The 18916-nt window shown below is 69.3% G+C and carries 15 protein-coding genes and 1 tRNA gene; 13 read left to right on the top strand and 3 right to left on the bottom strand.

Translation table 11 applies throughout. From position 1 onward, the window contains the following. The first annotated feature begins 6 nt into the window (after positions 1-6). The 9 genes from trpC (at position 7) to ABI385_RS02740 (ending at position 12014) form a co-directional block, all read left to right on the top strand. Entirely contained in the window at positions 7-861 is an 855-nt protein-coding gene (gene trpC, locus ABI385_RS02780) for an indole-3-glycerol phosphate synthase TrpC (protein WP_348102206.1), read from the top strand. Further along, positions 858-2132, top strand: a complete 1275-nt coding sequence (trpB, locus tag ABI385_RS02775; protein WP_348102205.1) for a tryptophan synthase subunit beta — start codon at positions 858-860, stop codon at positions 2130-2132. The genes trpC and trpB overlap by 4 nt, the downstream gene beginning before the upstream one ends. Continuing rightward, positions 2129-2950 carry a tryptophan synthase subunit alpha gene (gene trpA, locus ABI385_RS02770; protein WP_348102204.1) on the top strand — a complete coding sequence of 274 codons (822 nt, stop codon included), beginning with the start codon at positions 2129-2131 and terminating at the stop codon, positions 2948-2950. The genes trpB and trpA overlap by 4 nt, the downstream gene beginning before the upstream one ends. Then, positions 2947-3870, top strand: coding sequence for a prolipoprotein diacylglyceryl transferase (gene lgt, locus ABI385_RS02765; protein ID WP_348102203.1), 924 nt, complete (start codon positions 2947-2949; stop codon positions 3868-3870). Before trpA ends, lgt begins: the two co-directional genes overlap by 4 nt. Positions 3871-4015: 145 nt before the next feature. Then, on the top strand, positions 4016-8611 hold the full coding sequence (gltB, locus tag ABI385_RS02760; protein WP_348102248.1) for a glutamate synthase large subunit: 4596 nt from the start codon (positions 4016-4018) through the stop codon (positions 8609-8611). Beyond that, complete coding sequence (locus tag ABI385_RS02755) at positions 8604-10061, top strand: glutamate synthase subunit beta (protein WP_348102202.1); 1458 nt, start codon at positions 8604-8606, stop codon at positions 10059-10061. The genes gltB and ABI385_RS02755 overlap by 8 nt, the downstream gene beginning before the upstream one ends. A gap of 105 nt (positions 10062-10166) precedes the next feature. Beyond that, positions 10167-11621 (top strand): pyruvate kinase, encoded by a 1455-nt coding sequence (gene pyk, locus ABI385_RS02750; RefSeq protein ID WP_348102201.1) that lies wholly within the window; start codon positions 10167-10169, stop codon positions 11619-11621. Positions 11622-11673: 52 nt separating this feature from the next. After that, positions 11674-11756: transfer RNA gene (locus ABI385_RS02745), tRNA-Leu, on the top strand. A gap of 96 nt (positions 11757-11852) precedes the next feature. Continuing rightward, positions 11853-12014: a hypothetical protein gene (locus tag ABI385_RS02740; RefSeq protein WP_348102200.1), complete on the top strand. Its 162-nt coding sequence runs from the start codon at positions 11853-11855 to the stop codon at positions 12012-12014. 70 nt (positions 12015-12084) lie between these two features. On the opposite strand, the gene ABI385_RS02735 is transcribed toward ABI385_RS02740, so the two are convergent. After that, positions 12085-12504, bottom strand: a complete 420-nt coding sequence (locus tag ABI385_RS02735; RefSeq protein ID WP_348102199.1) for a hypothetical protein — start codon at positions 12502-12504, stop codon at positions 12085-12087. Between the two features lie 33 nt (positions 12505-12537). Between ABI385_RS02735 and ABI385_RS02730 the strand changes: the two genes are divergently transcribed. Continuing rightward, a complete protein-coding gene (locus ABI385_RS02730; RefSeq protein WP_348102198.1) occupies positions 12538-13233 on the top strand; it encodes a response regulator in 696 nt (231 codons plus the stop codon). Between the two features lie 64 nt (positions 13234-13297). Here ABI385_RS02730 and ABI385_RS02725 read toward each other — a convergent pair whose 3' ends face one another. Continuing rightward, positions 13298-14056: a DUF554 domain-containing protein gene (locus ABI385_RS02725; protein ID WP_348102197.1), complete on the bottom strand. Its 759-nt coding sequence runs from the start codon at positions 14054-14056 to the stop codon at positions 13298-13300. Between the two features lie 325 nt (positions 14057-14381). Between ABI385_RS02725 and ABI385_RS02720 the strand changes: the two genes are divergently transcribed. The 3 genes from ABI385_RS02720 (at position 14382) to ABI385_RS02710 (ending at position 18286) form a co-directional block, all read left to right on the top strand. Further along, positions 14382-14972 (top strand): GNAT family N-acetyltransferase, encoded by a 591-nt coding sequence (locus ABI385_RS02720; protein WP_348102196.1) that lies wholly within the window; start codon positions 14382-14384, stop codon positions 14970-14972. A 67-nt stretch (positions 14973-15039) separates the two neighbouring features. After that, positions 15040-17721 carry a DNA polymerase I gene (gene polA, locus ABI385_RS02715; RefSeq protein WP_348102195.1) on the top strand — a complete coding sequence of 894 codons (2682 nt, stop codon included), beginning with the start codon at positions 15040-15042 and terminating at the stop codon, positions 17719-17721. A 28-nt stretch (positions 17722-17749) separates the two neighbouring features. Continuing rightward, on the top strand, positions 17750-18286 hold the full coding sequence (locus ABI385_RS02710; protein ID WP_348102194.1) for a GNAT family N-acetyltransferase: 537 nt from the start codon (positions 17750-17752) through the stop codon (positions 18284-18286). A gap of 73 nt (positions 18287-18359) precedes the next feature. Here the strand turns inward: ABI385_RS02710 and ABI385_RS02705 are convergent. Then, positions 18360-18916 (bottom strand): methyltransferase domain-containing protein (locus ABI385_RS02705; RefSeq protein WP_348102193.1); only part of this gene is annotated, 557 nt, incomplete at its 5' end.

Genomic DNA, 18916 nt, shown 5'->3' with positions numbered 1-18916 from the left:
TGGCGCGTGTCCCGCAACGCGTCCTCCGCCGTCGAGGTCCCCAGTGTCCTGGCCGACATCGTGGCCGGTGTCCGCGCAGACCTCGACGATCGCCGACGCCGCACGACGCTGGCCGACCTCGAGCGCCGCCTCGACACCGTCCCGCTGGCCCTCGACGCCGAGTCGTCGCTGCGCTCGGCCGCCGGCATCGCGGTCATCGCCGAGGTCAAGCGAGCCAGCCCGAGCAGGGGCGGCCTCGCCGCCATCGCGGATCCAGCGGCCCTGGCGGTCTCGTACGTGGCTGGTGGGGCCAGTGCGGTCAGCGTGCTCACCGAGCAGCGCCGGTTCGGCGGCAGCCTGCATGACCTCGACGCCGTCCGGGCGGCGATACGGGTTCCGTTGCTGCGCAAGGACTTCATCGTCGACACCTACCAGGTCATCGAGGCCCGGGCCCACGGCGCCGACCTCATCCTGCTCATCGTCGCGGCTCTCGCCCAGCCCGACTTCGTTGCCCTCAAGGAGCAGGCCGAGGAGCTCGGGATGACCGCCCTCGTCGAGGTGCACGACGAGGAGGAGACGCGGCGCGCGCTCGACGGCGGTGCCCGTGTCCTCGGCGTCAACGCCCGCAACCTGCGCACCCTGGACGTCGACCGCTCGACCTTCGCCCGACTACGACCCCTCGTCCCCGACTCAGTCGTCACCGTCGCCGAGTCCGGTGTCCGCTCCGTGGAAGACGTGCGCGAGTACGCCGCAGCCGGGGCCAGAGCGGTCCTGGTCGGTGAGGCGCTCGTCATCGGAGGCGACCCGGCCGGCGCGGTCGCCGCATACGCGGACGTGCCGTTCGTCGGGGAGCCGGCCGCCCGTCAGGAGGCACGCGCGTGACGACACCGGGCCGGTTCGGCGCGTTCGGCGGGCGGTTCGTCCCCGAGGCGCTCATCCCGGCGCTCGAGCAGCTCGACGAGGTGCGCCTCAAGGCGATGGTCGACCCCGAGTTCGTCGGCGAGCTCGAGCGTCTGCACCGCACCTACACGGGCCGGCCGAGCATCATCACCGAAGTGCCCCGCTTCGCCGAGCACGCCGGGGGGGCTCGGGTCATCCTCAAGCGCGAGGACCTCAACCACACCGGGTCCCACAAGATCAACACCGTGCTCGGCCAGGCTCTGCTGACCAAACGGATGGGCAAGACCCGGGTCATCGCCGAGACGGGAGCGGGTCAGCATGGCGTCGCGACCGCGACCGCGGCGGCCCTGCTCGGGCTTGACTGCGTCGTCTACATGGGCAAGGTCGACACCGAACGCCAGGCCCTCAACGTCGCGCGGATGCGTCTGCTCGGTGCCGAGGTCGTCGCCGTCACGAACGGTAGCCAGACCCTCAAGGACGCAGTCAACGAGGCCCTGCGTGACTGGGTGGCCAACGTGGACGACACCCACTACGTGCTCGGCACGGTCACCGGTCCGCACCCGTTTCCCGAGATGGTCCGCGACTTCCACCGCGTCATCGGTGTCGAGGCGCGAGCCCAGGTCCTCGACCTGGTCGGACGCCTGCCCGACGTGGTCCTCGCCTGCGTCGGCGGCGGGTCCAACGCGATGGGCATCTTCCACCGGTTCCTCGACGACTCCTCCGTTCGCCTGGTCGGTCTGGAGGCTGGCGGGCACGGGATCGCCTCGGGCAGGCACGCCTCGCGGTTTGCCTCGGGGGTCCCGGGTGTGCTGCACGGTGCCTACACCTACGTCATGCAGGACGACGACGGTCAGACGATCGAGTCGCACTCGGTCTCCGCCGGGCTGGACTACCCGAGCGTCGGCCCGGAGCACTCCTACCTGCTCGACAGCGGCCGCGCCGAGTACCGCTCGATCACGGACGACCAGGCGATGGAGGCCTTCCGGCTGCTCTGCCGCACCGAGGGGATCATCCCGGCCATCGAGTCCGCCCACGCGCTGGCCGGTGCCATGCAGGTCGGGCGCGAGCTCGGTCGTGACGCCGTCCTGCTCGTCAACCTCTCGGGCCGCGGCGACAAGGACGTACACACCGCCGCCGCGTGGTTCGGCCTCCTTCCCCGTGAGCGGGAGGTGCCCCCCGATGACGAGGGTGAGGCGCCGGTCAGGGAGACCGCGCCGAGCGAGGCGGCCAAGGGCGTGGGGACGCAGGTATGAGCGGGGTCTCCGAGGTCCTCGAGCGGTGCCGCGCCGAGGGGCGGGCGGCGCTCATCGGCTACCTGCCGGTCGGCTATCCCGACGTGCCTGTCTCGATCGCGGCGATGACAGCGATGGTCAAGGCCGGCGTCGACATCGTCGAGGTCGGCGTCCCCTACAGCGACCCCGTCATCGACGGTCCGGTCAACCAGCGCGCGGCCGAGGCAGCACTCGCAGGTGGCGCGCGTGTCGACGATGTCTTCACAGCGACGAAGGCGGTGCACGACGCCGGCGCGCCTGCGCTGGTGATGACCTACTGGAACCCCGTCCTGCGCCGTGGGGTCGACCGGTTCGCCGGCGAGCTCGCGGCCGCGTCGGGTGAAGGCCTGATCACGCCCGACCTGATCCCGGACGAGGCGGGGGAGTGGGTTCGGGCGTCGGACGCATACGGGCTCGACCGCGTCTTCCTCGTCGCGCCCAGCTCGACCCCCGAGCGCCTGGTCGCCGCCACCAGCGCCTGTCGAGGCTTCGTCTACGCAGCCTCCACCATGGGCGTCACGGGCACGCGGGACTCGGTCGGAACGGCCGCCGAGTCCCTGGTCGCCCGCACCCGCGAGGTCACCGACCTGCCGGTATGCGTCGGGCTCGGTGTGTCCAACGGCGTGCAGGCCGCCGACGTCGGCCGGTTCGCCGACGGCGTGATCGTCGGGTCCGCGCTGGTCCGTGCGCTCGGCCAGTCCGGCGCACCAGACGACCCGCCCGACGCCGGGATCGACCGGTTGCGCGTCCTCGTCGCAGATCTCGCCGCCGGCGTACGCAGCTCTCGGGTGCACGCGTGAGCACCGGCATCCTCGCTGGCTCGCTGCCGGCCGTCATCCCCAGCCCGACGACCGGTGTCTGGAACATCGGGCCGATCCCCATCCGGGCCTACGCGATGTGCATCCTCGCCGGGATCGTTGTGGCGATGTGGCTCACCCAGAAGCGCATCGAGAAGCGCGGGGGCAAGCCCGGCGTGGTCCTGGACGTCTCCGCATGGGCGGTGCCGTTCGGGATCGTCGGTGGGCGGATCTACCACCTGATCACCTCGCCGCAGGCGTACTTCGGGGAGGGCGGCCACCCGCTCAACGCCTTCAAGATCTGGGAGGGCGGCCTCGGCATCTGGGGGGCGATCGCCTTGGGCGCCCTCGGCGCCTACATCGGCTGCCGCCGTCAGGGCATCCGCTTCACCGACTTCGTCGACTCGGCTGCCCCAGGCGTCCTCATCGCGCAGGCCATGGGCCGGTTCGGCAACTACTTCAACAACGAGATCTACGGCGGTCCGACCGACCTGCCCTGGGGCTTGAAGGTCTACGAGTGGGACCAGCAGGCCGGTCACGCGCTGCTCGACGCGCAGGGCAACCCGATCGTCAAGGGGATCTTCCAGCCGACCTTCCTCTACGAGGCGATCTTCTGCGTCCTGCTGGCCTTCGTGCTGATCTGGGCCGACCGCCGCGCCGACTTCCGGCCGGGGCAGGTGTTCGCGCTCTACGTTGCGGGCTATCCGCTCGGCCGTGTGGTCATCGAGTTCATGAGGACCGACGACGCCAACCACATCTTCGGACTGCGGGTCAACGTCTGGGTTTCGCTGCTGGTGTTCCTGCTCGGGGTTGCCTTATTCGTCTGGTTCGGGCGTCGACCGGCGCCGTCTGAGCCCGCTGGGGACCCCCCGAACGAGGCGGCGGTGCCCGATCAGCCCGCAGAGTCTCAGCATTCGGAATGAATCGTACCGAAATGTAGGACGCTCGACGCCACCGCTATTCTGCTAGTTGCACTGGCCGATGCCGCCCAGCTCAGTCTGTTCAGTCCAGTCTGTTCAGTCAGCCCCTCGGCGCCCGCCGACCGGACTTAAGGACGGTGAGATGTCGATGCCCCCCCACACGACCACCGGTCGTCACACCAGTCCAGCCGCTCGCGGCGCCGCTCCCTATTCGGCGCAGCCGGCCGATGTCGGGCTCTACCGCGCCGAGAACGAGCACGACGCGTGCGGCGTGGCGATGGTCGTCACCATGCGCGGTCACGCGGGCCACGACATCGTCGTGCATGCCCTCACCGCCCTGCGCAACCTCGACCACCGCGGCGCCACCGGAGCCGACCCGCTGGTCGGTGACGGCGCCGGCATCCTCACCCAGGTGCCGGACGCGTTCCTGCGCGAGGTCGCCGGTTTCCCGCTGCCGGGCCCGGGCGCCTACGCCGTCGGCATGGCCTTCCTCCCACAGGACGAGGGTGAGCGCACCGACACGATCGAGGCCGTCGAGCGGATCGCGGTCGAGGAGGGTCTGAAGGTCCTCGGCTGGCGCGACGTCCCGATCACCGACGACATGATCGGCGAGGTGGCCCGCGACTGCATGCCGCACTTCGCCCAGCTGTTCGTCTCGTCGGCGGTCGGCCGCCAGACCGCGCTCGGCCTGGACCGGTATGCCTTCTGCCTGCGCAAGCGGGCGGAGCTCGAGACCGATGCCTACTTCGCTTCCTTGTCGTCGCGCACCCTGGTCTACAAGGGGATGCTGACCACGGCCCAGCTGGAGCCGTTCTTCCCGGACCTGTCGCACCGGCTGTTCGAGAGCGAGCTGGCGCTGGTCCACTCGCGGTTCTCGACCAACACCTTCCCCTCCTGGCCGCGCTCGCACCCCTACCGGTTTATCGCCCACAACGGCGAGATCAACACCGTCAAGGGCAACCGCAACTGGATGAGCGCCCGCGAGAGTCAGCTCACCTCGGACATCATCCCCGGCGACATCGAGCGGCTGTTCCCGATCTGCTCGCCGGACGCCTCCGACTCGGAGAGCTTCGACGAGGTCCTCGAGCTGCTGCACCTCGGCGGGCGTTCGCTGCCACACGCCGTGTTGATGATGATCCCGGAGGCGTGGGAGAACCACGCCGAGATGGACCCGGCCCGACGTGCGTTCTACGAGTTCCACTCCACGTTCATGGAGCCCTGGGACGGTCCGGCGTGCGTGGCGTTCACCGATGGCACCCTGATCGGTGCCGTCCTGGATCGCAACGGGCTGCGCCCCGGCCGGTATGCCGTCACCGACGACGGGCTCGTCGTGCTCGCCTCCGAGTCGGGAGTCCTCGACCTCGACCCGTCCACGGTCGTCAAGCGCGGTCGCCTGCAGCCGGGACGGATGTTCCTCGTCGACACCGAGCACGGCCGGATCATCGGCGACGAGGAGATCAAGTCCTCCCTGGCCTCGCAGCACCCCTACGACGAGTGGCTGCACGCCGGGCTGATCAACCTCACGGACCTGCCCGAGCGCGAGCATGTCATGCACACCCCGTCGTCGGTCGCGCGACGGCAGCAGACCTTCGGCTACACGCAGGAGGAGCTGCGCATCCTGCTGACCCCGATGGCCTCGACCGGCGGTGAGGCGCTCGGGTCGATGGGCACCGACAGCCCGATCGCGGTCCTGTCGAGCCGTCCCCGGCTGCTGTTCGACTACTTCACCCAGCTGTTTGCCCAGGTCACCAACCCCCCGCTCGACGCGATCCGCGAAGAGCTGGTCACCTCATTGGGCATGACGATCGGCCCCGAAGGCAACGCCCTGTCCGTGTCGCCGGCGCACGCTCGCCAGCTCGTGCTGCCGTTCCCGGTCATCGACAACGACCAGCTCGCCAAGATCGTCCACATCAACGCTGACGGGGACCTGCCCGGCTACGCGACCCATGTCGTGCGGGGGCTCTACGACGTGGGCGGTGGCGCCGACGCCATGCACGCCCGCCTCGAGGAGATCTTCGTCGAGGTCTCCGAGGCGATCCGCCGCGGGGCCCGGTTCGTCGTGCTCTCCGACCGTGACTCGGGTCGCGACCTCGCGCCGATCCCCTCACTGCTGCTCACGTCGTCGGTGCACCACCACCTCATCCGCGAGAAGACGCGTACGCGGGTGGGTCTGCTCGTGGAGGCCGGGGACGTTCGCGAGGTGCACCACGTCGCCCTGCTCGTGGGTTTCGGCGCGGCCGCGGTCAACCCCTATCTCGCCATGGAGTCCGTCGAGGACCTGATCCGGTCCGGCACCATCACGGCGGTCGACGCCGAGAAGGCCGTCGCCAACCTGATCAAGGCGCTCGGCAAAGGTGTCCTGAAAGTGATGTCCAAGATGGGCATCTCGACTGTCGCGTCCTACCACGGTGCCCAGGTCTTCGAGGCGATCGGCCTCTCGCAGACCCTGGTCGAGCGCTACTTCACCGGCACCGTGACCCAGCTCGGCGGCGTCGACCTCGACGTCATCGCCGAGGAGGTCGCCGCGCGGCACGCGGTCGCCTACCCGCCAGAGGGTGTGCACCCGGCGCATCGCACGTTGTGGGTCGGGGGCGAGTACCAGTGGCGTCGCGAGGGCGAACCGCACCTGTTCGACCCCGACACCGTCTTCCGGCTGCAGCACTCCACCCGGCAGCGACGTTACGACGTGTTCAAGCAGTACACCGCCCGAGTCGACGAGCAGTCCGAGCGGCTGATGACGCTGCGGGGGCTCTTCGAGTTCGCGCCCGGAGACGAGACCGGGCGTCAGCCCGTGCCGATCGAGGAGGTCGAACCCGTCTCCGCGATCGTGCGGAGGTTCAGCACCGGTGCGATGAGCTACGGCTCGATCAGCAAGGAAGCCCACGAGAACCTCGCCATCGCCATGAACCGGCTCGGTGGCAAGTCCAACACCGGCGAGGGCGGCGAGGACGAGGACCACCTGCTGGACCCGACGCGCCGGTCCGCCGTCAAGCAGGTCGCGTCCGGACGGTTCGGCGTGACCAGCCTCTATCTCACGCAGGCCGACGACATCCAGATCAAGATGGCTCAGGGTGCCAAGCCCGGTGAGGGCGGCCAGCTCCCGGGCCCGAAGGTCTACCCGTGGGTCGCCAAGACCCGACACTCGACGCCGGGTGTGGGGCTGATCTCGCCACCGCCGCACCACGACATCTACTCGATCGAAGACCTGGCGCAGCTGATCCATGACCTCAAGAACGCCAACCCCCGAGCCCGGGTGCACGTCAAGCTGGTGTCGGAGATCTGCGTCGGCACCGTCGCGGCGGGTGTCTCCAAGGCGCATGCCGATGTCGTCCTGATCTCCGGACACGACGGGGGCACCGGGGCCTCGCCGCTGACCTCGCTGAAACATGCCGGTGCGCCCTGGGAGCTCGGCCTGGCCGAGACCCAGCAGACGCTTCGCATCAACGGCCTCCGCGACCGGATCGTGGTCCAGACCGACGGACAGCTCAAAACCGGGCGCGACGTGGTGATCGCCGCGCTGCTCGGCGCCGAGGAGTTCGGTTTCGCTACCGCTCCGTTGGTCGTCTCCGGGTGCATCATGATGCGCGTCTGCCACCTCGACACGTGCCCGGTCGGTGTCGCCACCCAGAACCCCGAGCTGCGCGCGCGGTTCTCGGGCAAGCCCGAGTTCGTCGAGACGTTCTTTGAGTACATCGCCGAGGAAGTCCGAGAACACCTGGCAGCGTTGGGTTTCCGGTCCATCGCCGAGGCGATCGGACACGTCGACGCGCTGCACACCGACCGAGCCGTCGAGCACTGGAAGGCCGCCGGTCTCGACCTCAGCCCCCTCCTGACCATGGTCGAGGACCCCACCGGGGGTTCGGCATACCAGACCGTCGGGCAGGACCACGGACTCGAGAAGGCGCTCGACCACCAGCTCATCGCCCTCGCGCAGCCCGCGCTGCGCGACGGGGAGCAGGTCCGCGCCCGGGTCGCCATTCGCAACGTCAACCGCACGGTCGGCACGATGCTCGGCCACGAGGTGACCAAGCTGCACCCCCACGGTCTGCCGGATGGCACGATCGAGCTCACTCTCACCGGGTCGAGCGGACAGTCGTTCGGCGCGTTCGTGCCGGCCGGGATCACGCTTGTCCTGCGAGGCGACGCCAACGACTACGTTGGCAAGGGCCTGTCGGGTGGCCGGCTCGTCGTGCGTCCGGACGCGCAGTCGCCGTTGACGGCCGAGGCCAACGTCATCGCCGGCAACGTCGTCGCCTACGGCGCGACCACCGGCGAGATCTACCTCCGCGGACAAGCGGGGGAGCGGTTCTGCGTCCGCAACTCCGGTGCCACCGCCGTCGTCGAGGGGGTCGGCGACCACGGCTGCGAGTACATGACCGGTGGGACGGTCGCGGTCCTCGGACCGACCGGCCGTAACTTTGCCGCCGGGATGTCCGGCGGGTTGGCCTACGTCCTCGACCTGCGTCCCGAGGCGGTCAACGGCGAGCTCGTCGACCTGCTGCCGTTGCGGGCAAGCGACGAGGTGGCGCTCAGGGGCCTGCTCGAGGCGCATCGTGACTGGACCCAGTCGCCGGTGGCCGAGCGGCTCCTCGAGACGTGGGACTCGTCGCGTGGGCGGTTTACCCTCGTTCTCCCGCGGGCCTACCAGCGCGTCCTGGACGTCCGGGAGGCGGCGGAAGAAGAGGGCCTCGACCCCGATGGCACCGAGGTCTGGGAACGGATCATGGAGGCGTCCCGTGGCTGACCCGCAGGGTTTCCTCAAGGTCCGCGAGCGGGAGCTCCCCACCCGACGCCCGGTGCCGGTACGCATACAGGACTGGCGAGAGGTCTACCAGCAGCAGGAGCTAGCCCAGCTGCAGCGGCAGGCCGGCCGATGCATGGACTGCGGGATCCCGTTCTGTCACAACGGCTGTCCCCTTGGCAACCTCATTCCCGAGTGGAACGACCTGGCCTGGCGCGGTGACTGGAGCGAGGCGATCGAGCGCCTGCACGCAACCAACAACTTCCCGGAGTTCACTGGTCGGCTCTGCCCGGCGCCCTGCGAGACCGCGTGCGTGCTGGGGATCAACCAGCCCGCCGTGACGATCAAGCAGGTCGAGCTGACGACCATCGAGCAGGCCTTCGAGGCCGGACACGTGGTCCCGCAACCGCCCGAGCGGCTGTCCGGGCGCACGGTCGCGGTCGTCGGCTCGGGCCCTGCAGGCCTCGCTGCTGCACAGCAGCTGACGAGGGCCGGGCACACCGTCGCGGTCTACGAGCGCGCCGACCAACCCGGTGGGCTGCTGCGCTACGGCATCCCCGAGTTCAAGATGGAGAAGTCGGTCGTCGACCGGCGCATCGCACAGATGGAGGCCGAGGGCACCCGCTTCCGCAGCGGCGTCGACGTCGGCGACGAGATCACCGGCAAGCAGCTCGTCGACCGCTACGACGCCGTGGTGCTCGCCATCGGCTCGACCGTCGCGCGTGACCTCCCTTCGCCCGGCCGCGAGCTGCGCGGTATCCACCAGGCCATGGATTTCCTGCCCCAAGGAAACCGCGCGGCGCTCGGCCAGGAGGTGCCAGACCAGATCCTCGCCACCGACCTCGACGTCGTCATCATCGGGGGTGGTGACACGGGAGCCGACTGCCTCGGCACCTCGCACCGCCAAAGTGCCCGCTCGGTCACCCAGCTCGAGATCCTTCCCCGCCCCACTGAGGAACGCGCGTCGGGCCAGCCTTGGCCGACCTACCCGATGACCTATCGCGTGTCCAGCGCCCACGAAGAGGGTGGTGACCGCGTCTTCGCCGTCAACACCGAGGAGTTCCTCGGCGACGAGAACGGTCGGGTGCGCGCCCTTCGTCTGGTCGAAGTGCAGATGCGCGAGGGACGCTTCCAGCCCGTCGAGGGCAGCGAACGTGAGATCCCGGCGCAGCTCGTGCTCCTCGCGATGGGCTTTCTCGGTCCCGAGAAGCCTGGTGTGGTCGAACAGCTGGGCGTCGAGCTCGACGAGCGCTCGAACGTCAAGCGGGACAAGCACTTCATGTCGTCGGTGCCTGGCGTCTTCGTGGCCGGCGACGCCGGTCGCGGACAGTCGCTGATCGTCTGGGCCATCGCCGAGGGTCGCGCCGCGGCGCAGGGAGTCGACGCCTGGCTCACCGGCTCGAGCCAGCTGCCGCGACCGATCAACCCGACGGACCGGCCGCTGGTCGTCTGAGCCGCGGTACGGCACGAACCGCCGTACCGCCCAGGTGCTGAGACACCGTCGTGAGCCGCAGGTGCTGCGCATGTGCCATCCAGCACAACGGAATAGGGTCGAACCATGCGCCGCGCCAAGATCGTCTGCACGCTCGGGCCAGCCACTTCGTCGCCGGAGCAGATCGACGCTCTCGTCGAAGCCGGCATGGACATCGCCCGTCTCAATCTCTCGCACGGCGAGTACTCCGTGCACGAGGGCATCTACCAGTCGGTGCGCGCCGCCAGCGACCACCACGGACGGGCCGTAGGCGTGCTCGTGGACCTGCAAGGACCCAAGATCCGGACCGGTCGTTTTGCCGACGGTCCCATCTCCCTGGCCGTTGGCGACCGGTTCACCATCACCGTCGACGACATCCTCGGCGACAAGGAACGGGTCAGCACGACCTACAAGGGCATGCCCGGCGACGTGAAGGTCGGCGACATGCTCCTCGTCGACGACGGCAAGGTGTCCCTGCGCGCGGTCGAGGTGACCGATACCGACATCGTCACCGAGACGGTCGAGGGCGGGACCATCTCGAACAACAAGGGGATCAACCTGCCCGGCGTCGCCGTGAGTGTCCCCGCAATGTCAGAGAAGGACATTGCCGACCTGCGCTGGGGCCTGACTCTCGGTGCCGACATGATCGCGCTGTCCTTCGTGCGGTCGGCCGAGGACATCAAGGACGTGCACGCCATCATGGACGAGGTCGGCATCACGCTGCCGGTCATCGCCAAGATCGAGAAGCCCCAGGCCGTGGACAACCTCGAGGAGATCATCGAGACGTTCGACGGGGTGATGGTCGCCCGCGGCGACCTCGGGGTCGAGCTGCCCCTCGAGGACGTGCCCCTCGTGCAGAAGCGTGCCGTCGAGATCGCCCGGCAGAACGCGAAACCCGTCATCGTCGCGACCCAGGTCCTCGAGTCCATGATCGAGAACTCCCGGCCCACCCGGGCCGAGGCGAGCGACTGCGCCAACGCGGTCCTCGACGGCGCCGACGCGATCATGCTGTCGGGCGAGACGAGCGTGGGTGCCTGGCCGATCCAGGCCGTGCGCACCATGGCGCGGATCATCGAGACCACAGAGGACCACGGTCTGGAGCGGATCCACGCCCTCGGCACGCGTCCGCACACGACCGGAGGCGCGGTCACCTGGGCCGCGGTCGAGATCGGCCAGCTGCTGGGCGTCAAGTACCTCGTGACGTTCACCCAGTCAGGCGACTCCGCCAAACGCCTGTCGCGGCTGCGCACCAGCATCCCGATGCTCGCGTTCACCCCGGTCGCCGCGACGCGGTCCCAGCTCGCCCTCGTGTGGGGCATCGAGACCCTCATCGTGCCGATGGCGAGGCATACCGACCAGATGGCTCTGGAGGTCGACAAGGAGCTACTCCAGTCCGGCCGCTGCGTCGAGGGAGACCGCGTGATCATCGTGGCAGGTTCGCCCCCCGGCATCCCGGGCTCCACGAACGCCTTGCGGGTGCACCGGATCGGCGACGCCCAGAACAAGGTCGCCCCGGCCTACGAGGACTTCGCGATCTACTGACCGGTGTCGGTATGCTGGCCGCCGCCCTGCGCTTTGCGCAGGAGAGCACCTGGCCGGGGTGGTGGAATGGCAGACACGGGGCACTCAAAATGCTCTGGCCGCAAGGCCGTGCGGGTTCAAGTCCCGCCCTCGGCACGTAACAACGACGCGCACCCTGAGTGCGCCCGCCAGTGTGGCTAACTGGACCGTTTCCGGCTGACTCTGCGCAACATCCTTGCCCGGGCTCACCTCATGAGGATGTTCCGCGCGGTAGAGCATGGCCCGGCTGAGCGCATAGAGGAGCAGGGCGATGAACACCCCGGTGAACCCGAGGAACGCGTCGTCGAGCAGGTGAAAGAACTGGACCACCAGCAGGTCGATCGCGAGCGCCAGGCTGAACAGCCGCAACGATAGCACCCGCCGCCGAGCGATCCACAGGAGCAGGGCCCCGATGCCAGCCGCACGGCCAGGTAGACCACGACCATCACCAGGTAGATGACCGCGGCGACCGGTTGGTAGAAGTAGTCGTTGTTGCCGGTGATGAACTTGCCGACCTCGTCGATGAACAGCCGAACCCGACGCCTCCGACGACCGATCCGACGACACGTGGCCGGCGACCGAGGAACAACATGAAGACGAGCATCGCAACCAGCATGAGGATCCCGCCGAAGAGCACATGGGCGACGTGCAGCCCGCCCGGTGTCCCGATTTGCGGGAAACCCGTCGCCTGGAGGTAGATTCGGGTGACCGCGATCGTCACGACCGCACAGACGAGGAACTGCTCGAAGTGGGACGCCCCCTCCGCGTCTCGGATCGGCCCCACCTGACGGGGGTTCGATCTCAGACTCGCGCCGAGCACCTCACCACCATGCGAGACGCTGCCTCCGGCCGAGTCCCTCGCCATCGGCAGATCGTCCCACACCGATACGCTGAGGCCATGAGCGAGAAGACCACCGCGGACACCGACGTCCCGGCCAAACCGCAGGCCCGCAAGGCTCCTGCCCAGCCGTCGGCTCCCGTGGCCCCTGCCACGGAGGCCCCTTCTGCCGGCAACGGCGCGGCCCTGCGCGTCGTCGTCGCCGAGGACGAGGCCATCATCCGGCTCGACCTCGCGGAGATGCTCGCGGAGGTCGGATACGAGGTCGTCGGTCAGGCCAGTGACGGCGAGCAGGCCGTGGCGCTCGTGCGCGAACACCGACCCGACGTCGTCATCATGGACATCAAGATGCCCGTCCTCGACGGGATCAGCGCCGCAGAGCAGATCGGCAAGGAGCGCATCGCTCCCGTCATCATGCTCACCGCCTTCAGCCAGAAGGAGCTCGTCGAGCGAGCCCGCGACGCCGGTGTGATGGCCTACATCGTCAAGCCGTTCACCCAGGCCGACCTCACTCCCGCCGTCGACATCGCCACCTCCCGCTGGAGCGAGCTCAAGGCCCTCGAGTTGGAGGTTGCCGACCTCGGCGAGCGGCTGGAGACCCGCAAGGCCGTCGACCGGGCCAAGGGCATCCTCATGCAGCGGCTGAAGCTCTCCGAGGCCGACGCCTTCCGCTGGATCCAGAAGACCGCCATGGACCGCAGGCTCGGCATGCGCGAGGTCGCCGAGGCGGTCATCTCCCAGATGCCGGCAAAGTAGCCGGTCAGCAGGTCAGCAGGTCAGCAGGTCAGCAGGTCAGTCAGCCAGTCAGCCAGCCAGTCAGTCATTGACGCAGGACGACCACCAGCTGGGTCAGCAGCGGAGCGACCAGCACCGCCGGGAGCATGTTGCCGACCGGCACATCCCTGATCCGCAGCAGCCGGAGGCCGATCCCGGCGAGCATCAGTCCTCCGGTCGCGGTGAGCGCCGCGATGTGGGCGTCGGGCAGCACCGATCCGAGAAGCACGCCGACGAGCGTGAGCAGACCCTGGACCACGGCTACCGAGACGGCCGACATCAGCACTCCTACGCCGAAGCTCGAGGCGAACGCCAGCGCAGCGAACCCGTCCAGCACGGCCTTGAGGGTCAGCTGGTCTATCCCGTGACCGAGCCCGTCCGACAGGCTTCCGAGGATCGTCAGCGGCCCCACGCAGAACAGCAGGGACGCGGTCAGCCAGCCCTCGATGAACCGCTCGCGCGCAGCTGTCCCCGTGCGTGTGGAGACGCGTGACTGGATCGCGCCGGCAAGGCCGGCGAGCCGGTCCTCCACGCGCAGGAGCGAGCCGGCGATGCTCCCGATCAGCAACGACCCCAGGACGACGAGGACGGGTACGCCGGTGCCCACGGCGGCGACCAGCGACCGGTCCGTGACGCTCGCGCAGGACAGGCCCGCCACGAGCAACGTCACCAGCCCGAGGCAGTCGGTCACCACGGACCTGGTGCGCTCGGGCAGGCGGTGTCCGACCCACATCCCGAGCAGCGCCCCGACGACCACCGTCGCGACGTTGATGACCGTCCCCAGACCCGGGAAACCCCCCTGCACCGCGCCACCCTACGACCCACTGGCGCCCACAGTGTCTCCACAGTTTTTCTACGGCAATTCCACAGGGGCCGCACCGACGACCGGCGGCAGCGACCGCACCGAGCGTGGCGGGCAGCCCCCGACCAGCCACATGAACCAGCCATGCCGACCAGCCCTTCGACGAGCACGGACGGATTTCTTCCCTCCCCTTCCACCCGAACCCGGGGGGCCCTAGAGTCGCTTGCGTCGTCGCTTCGTCCTCGTGTCGTTCTTGCGTCGTGGCGGCAGGGTCGCAGCCGGGGGGCGGCGGCGGATCGTCCCGTTCACGCTCACCCAGGAGGATCGTGTGTCACGTCCCCACGTCTTGGTTCGACCACTCGAGGAAGCCCATCACCGCGACTTGGTCGACATGTGGGTCGACTCCCGGGTCGAGGTCGGAGCCAGCTCAGAAGGCGCCCTGCGGGCCACGTCCGGCACGGCGTTGTCGTCAGTGCTTCGCCGCCCTGATGTGACGTCGTTCCTCGCGCTGGTCGACGACGCCCCGGTCGGTTATCTGGTGTTGTCGGACACGGTCGCCGGGATGCTGACGGGGTCGCCCTGCACGGCGATCGACCAGCTCTACGTCAAGGAGGCGTGGCGTCGACACGGGGTTGCCCGGCAGCTCCTCGCTGCGGCCGCCGCGCACGCCGACCGGGTCGGCGCGGACGCCATCATCAGCAACGTCCCCTCGCAGGTGCGCGACGCCAACCGGTTCTTCGCGCGCCTGGGATTCACCCCGACCGTGGTCCGCCGGGTCACGACACCGGCCGCCTTGCACCGCAGGCTGGCCGCTGCTGGCGAGGCTCGTACCGGTCTCGAACAGGTGCTGCAGCGGCGGCGCTCGGCCCGGTTCCGGGCCGTCCGCCAGCGCGCAGCCGCCGCGCCCGCCGACGCCTGACCGGCTGGCGCCGCCGCCCCCGGGCGGCCAGGCTGGGGTGTCGGTGCCGGGGCCTAGGGTGGCAGCCGTGGCACCTGCGAACCGGCTCCTGCTCCTCGACGGACACTCGCTGGCATACCGGGCGTTCTACGCCCTGCCGGCCGAGAACTTCTCGACCAAGACCGGGCAGAACACCAACGCGGTCTACGGCTTCACCTCGATGCTCATCAACATGCTCCGCGACGAGGAGCCGACCCACATCGCTGTGGCTTTCGACCTCTCCCGGCAGACGTTCCGCCTCGAGGAGTACGCCGAGTACAAAGCGGGGCGAGCAGCCACCCCGTCGGAGTTCTCCGGACAGATCCCGCTCCTCCACGAGGTGCTCGACGCCCTGAAGATCCGTTACGTCGAGACGCCCGGCTACGAGGCGGACGACATCATCGCCACCCTGACGACCCAGGCGGCCGCCCAGGACATGGAGGTGGTCATCGTCTCGGGTGACCGCGACGTGTTCCAGCTCGTGACCGACCAGGTGACGATGGTCTATCCCGTGCGCGGCGTCTCGGATGTGTGGCGGATGACGCCCGCGGCCGTGACCGAGCGTTACCTCGTCCCACCCGAGCGATACAGCGACCTGGCCGCCCTCGTCGGCGAGTCGTCCGACAACCTGCCGGGCGTGCCCGGGGTGGGCCCCAAGACCGCCGCGAAGTGGATCACCACCTACGGCGACCTCGCGGGCATCGTCGCCAACGTCGACCGGATCGGCGGCAAGGTCGGTGACGCCCTGCGTGAGCACCTCGACGGGGTGCTGCGCAACCGCCGGCTCAACCAGCTGGTCCGCGACGTCGAGCTCGGCGTCACCGTCGACGAGCTCGAACGCCAGACGTGGGACCGCGAGCAGGTGCACCAGGTCTTCGACGGCCTGGAGTTCCGCGTGCTCCGCGAGCGGCTGTTCGCGACGATCGAGGCGGTCACGCCCGAGGCGGACTCCGGGTTCGACGTCGACGGCGACGTGATCTCCTCGGAGGAGGTGCCTGCCTGGTTTGCCGAGCATGTGCGAGCGGGTGAGCGCACCGGCGTCAACGTGGTCGGCCAATGGGCGCGAGGCACCGGCGACGTGCGCGGGCTCGCCGTGGCGACGGCTGCCGGCCGGGCTGTCTACCTTGACGTGACGACTCTCGACGAGCTCGCCGACGCGACCGTCGGGGAGTGGCTAGCCGACCCCGGCAAGCCCAAGGCGATCCATGACGCCAAGGGTCCCTCGCACGCGCTCGCAGCGCGCGGCTGGGACCTCGTCGGGCTGACGAGCGACACGGCCCTCGCCGCATACCTGGTCAAGCCCGACCAGCGCGTGTTCGACCTCGCGGACCTGGCCTTGCGGATCCTGCACCGGGAGCTGAAGAACGACACGGACGACCACGGGCAGGGGATGCTCGACTTCTCGAGCGGTGACGAGGGTGGCGCCGGGGAGGCCATGGTCGTCGCGAGCGCCGTGCTCCAGCTCGCCGACGCGCTCGATGCCGAGCTGGCGCGCACCGGCGGCACCGAGCTGCTGCATGACGTCGAGCTCCCCCTGGTGGGAGTGCTGGCGCGGATGGAGCGGTCGGGCATCGCCATGGACGTCTCCGCCCTGGAGGCGCTGGAGAGCGACTTCGACGATCAGGTCCGCTCGGCGCAGCAGCACGCCTGGGACGCGATCGGCGATGACACCGTCAACCTGGGTTCGCCGAAACAGCTGCAGGAGGTGCTGTTCGGTCGGCTCAACCTGCCCAAGACCAAGCGCACCAAGACCGGTTACACCACCGACGCGGACGCGCTCAACGACCTGGGTCGCAAGGTGGAGCACCCGTTCCTGCAGTCGGTGCTGACCTTCCGGGACGCCGCCCGGCTCCGGGTGACCGTCGAGGGCTTGCTCAAGTCCGTCGCCGAGGACGCCCGGATCCATACGACCTACATCCAGACGATCGCCGCGACCGGCCGACTCAGCTCGACCGACCCCAACCTGCAGAACGTCCCGATCCGCACCGAGGAGGGTCGTCGGATCCGCGAGATGTTCATCGTGGGCGAGGGTTACGAGTCGTTGATGTCGGTGGACTACAGCCAGATCGAGATGCGCGTCATGGCGCACCTGTCCGGTGACGAGGGGCTGATCGAGGCCTTCCGCAGCGGCGAGGACCTGCACAGCTACGTCGGGTCACGCGTCTTCTCCGTCGGGGTCGACGACGTGACGGCGGCTCAGCGGTCCAAGATCAAGGCGATGTCCTACGGCCTGGCCTACGGACTGTCGGCGTTCGGTCTGTCCAAGCAGCTGACGATCAGTACGAGCGAGGCGGCCGGTCTGATGGAGGAGTACTTCACCCGGTTCGGCGGCGTCCGTGACTACCTGCGCGAGCTTGTTGCCGAGGCCCGCGGAAACGGTTACACCGCAACGATGCTCGGGCGCCGACGCTACCTGCCCGATCTGCTGAGCGACAACCGGCAGCGCCGCGAGATGGCCGAGCGGATGGCGTTGAACGCGCCCATCCAGGGCTCGGCGGCCGACATCATGAAGGTCGCCATGCTCGGGGTCGACCGTGGTCTCGTCGTCGCCGGTGCGACCTCGCGCATGCTCTTGCAGGTCCACGACGAGCTCGTGCTCGAGATCGCCCCCGGTGAGCGCGAGGACGTCGAGAAGCTGGTCCGTCACGAGATGGGGCACGCGGTCGAGATGGACGTGCCGCTCGACGTCAGCGTAGGGGTCGGCCACTCCTGGCACGACGCCGCACACTGAGTGGCTCCTCTATGCCGCGACCGAGCGGTTGCTCCTGCGCCAATGGCGGGACGCCGACCGCAGACCGTTCGGGGCGCTGAACGCCGACCCGGAGGTGATGCGCTACTTCCCGTCGACGGTCGAGGCCGCCGTCTCGGACGCGATGCTGGACCGCTGCCGCGACGCGATCGAGCGCCAGGGGTGGGGGCTGTGGGCGGTCGAGGTACAGGCGACCGCGCAGCTCATCGGGTTCGTCGGGCTGAACCGCCCCGTGTGGGAGGCGCCTTTCACACCGTGCACCGAGATCGGGTGGCGGCTCGCCCGGTCTGCGTGGGGTCAGGGGTATGCCACCGAGGCGGCTCGTGAGGCGGTGCGGGTGGCGTTCGACGAGGTGGGCATCGACGAGGTGGTGTCCTTCACGACCGTCGACAACCGGCGCAGCCGAGCCGTGATGGAGCGCCTGGCGATGAGCCGCGACCCGGGGGAGGACTTCGACCATCCTCGGATCGCAGAGGGGAGCCCGCACCGGCGGCACGTCCTGTATCGCTTGCCTCGGAATGCGTGGCTGCCGCTCTCTTTCCGGTGAGGGGTCATGATCGGCTGTTCCGAGCCATTCACAAGTACTGAAGCTGACCTCTCGGCGACACTGTCCGGCGCGGTTAGGCCTTGCGGGTCACGAAGATCGCCGTCCCGGGCACGAGCTCGCCCCGCAGCGGCGACCAGCCACCCCAGGTCTGGTCGTTCTCCTCCGGCCATTCCGGCTCGACGAGGTCGATGAGCTGCAGTCCGGCCGCGACGAGCTCGCGGACCCGGTCGCCGAGGGTGCGGTGGTGCTCGACATAGGTGGCGGCCCCGTCGGGGTCCTGCTCGACGTAGGGCGTGCGGTCGAAGTAGGACTGGGTGACCCGCAGGCCGTCCGGCCCGGGATCGTCGGCGAGCGCCCACCGCATCGGGTGGGTCGTCGAGAAGACGAACCGGCCACCCGGCCGCAAGACACGTGCCGCCTCGCGCATCAGACGGGCTGAGCTGGCGACAAAAGGCACCGCTCCGTAGGACGTGAAGACGATGTCGAACGTCTCGTCGGCAAAGGGAAGGGCCGCCGCGTCGCACTGCAGCAGCGGCAGCCACACCTCGGGGTCGGACCGCCCGTCGCCTCGGTCGATCTGACGACCTCGTCGCAGCATCCCGGCCGACAGGTCGGACGCGACGACGGCCG

Origin of the sequence: Lapillicoccus sp., assembly GCF_039935575.1 — a bacterium.
Taxonomy (GTDB): Bacteria; Actinomycetota; Actinomycetes; order Actinomycetales; family Dermatophilaceae; genus Lapillicoccus.
The sequence above is the reverse complement of the archived record's forward strand: the minus strand, read 5'-3'. Positions and strand labels throughout refer to the sequence as shown.

Coding starts and splice junctions, on each gene's coding strand:
- trpA (WP_348102204.1), top strand. CDS start 2,129: ATGAGCGGGGTCTCCGAGGTCCTCGAGCGGTGCCGCGCCGAGGGGCGG.
- gltB (WP_348102248.1), top strand. CDS start 4,016: ATGCCCCCCCACACGACCACCGGTCGTCACACCAGTCCAGCCGCTCGC.
- pyk (WP_348102201.1), top strand. CDS start 10,167: ATGCGCCGCGCCAAGATCGTCTGCACGCTCGGGCCAGCCACTTCGTCG.
- ABI385_RS02740 (WP_348102200.1), top strand. CDS start 11,853: ATGAGGATGTTCCGCGCGGTAGAGCATGGCCCGGCTGAGCGCATAGAG.
- ABI385_RS02735 (WP_348102199.1), bottom strand. CDS start 12,504: ATGGCGAGGGACTCGGCCGGAGGCAGCGTCTCGCATGGTGGTGAGGTG.
- ABI385_RS02730 (WP_348102198.1), top strand. CDS start 12,538: ATGAGCGAGAAGACCACCGCGGACACCGACGTCCCGGCCAAACCGCAG.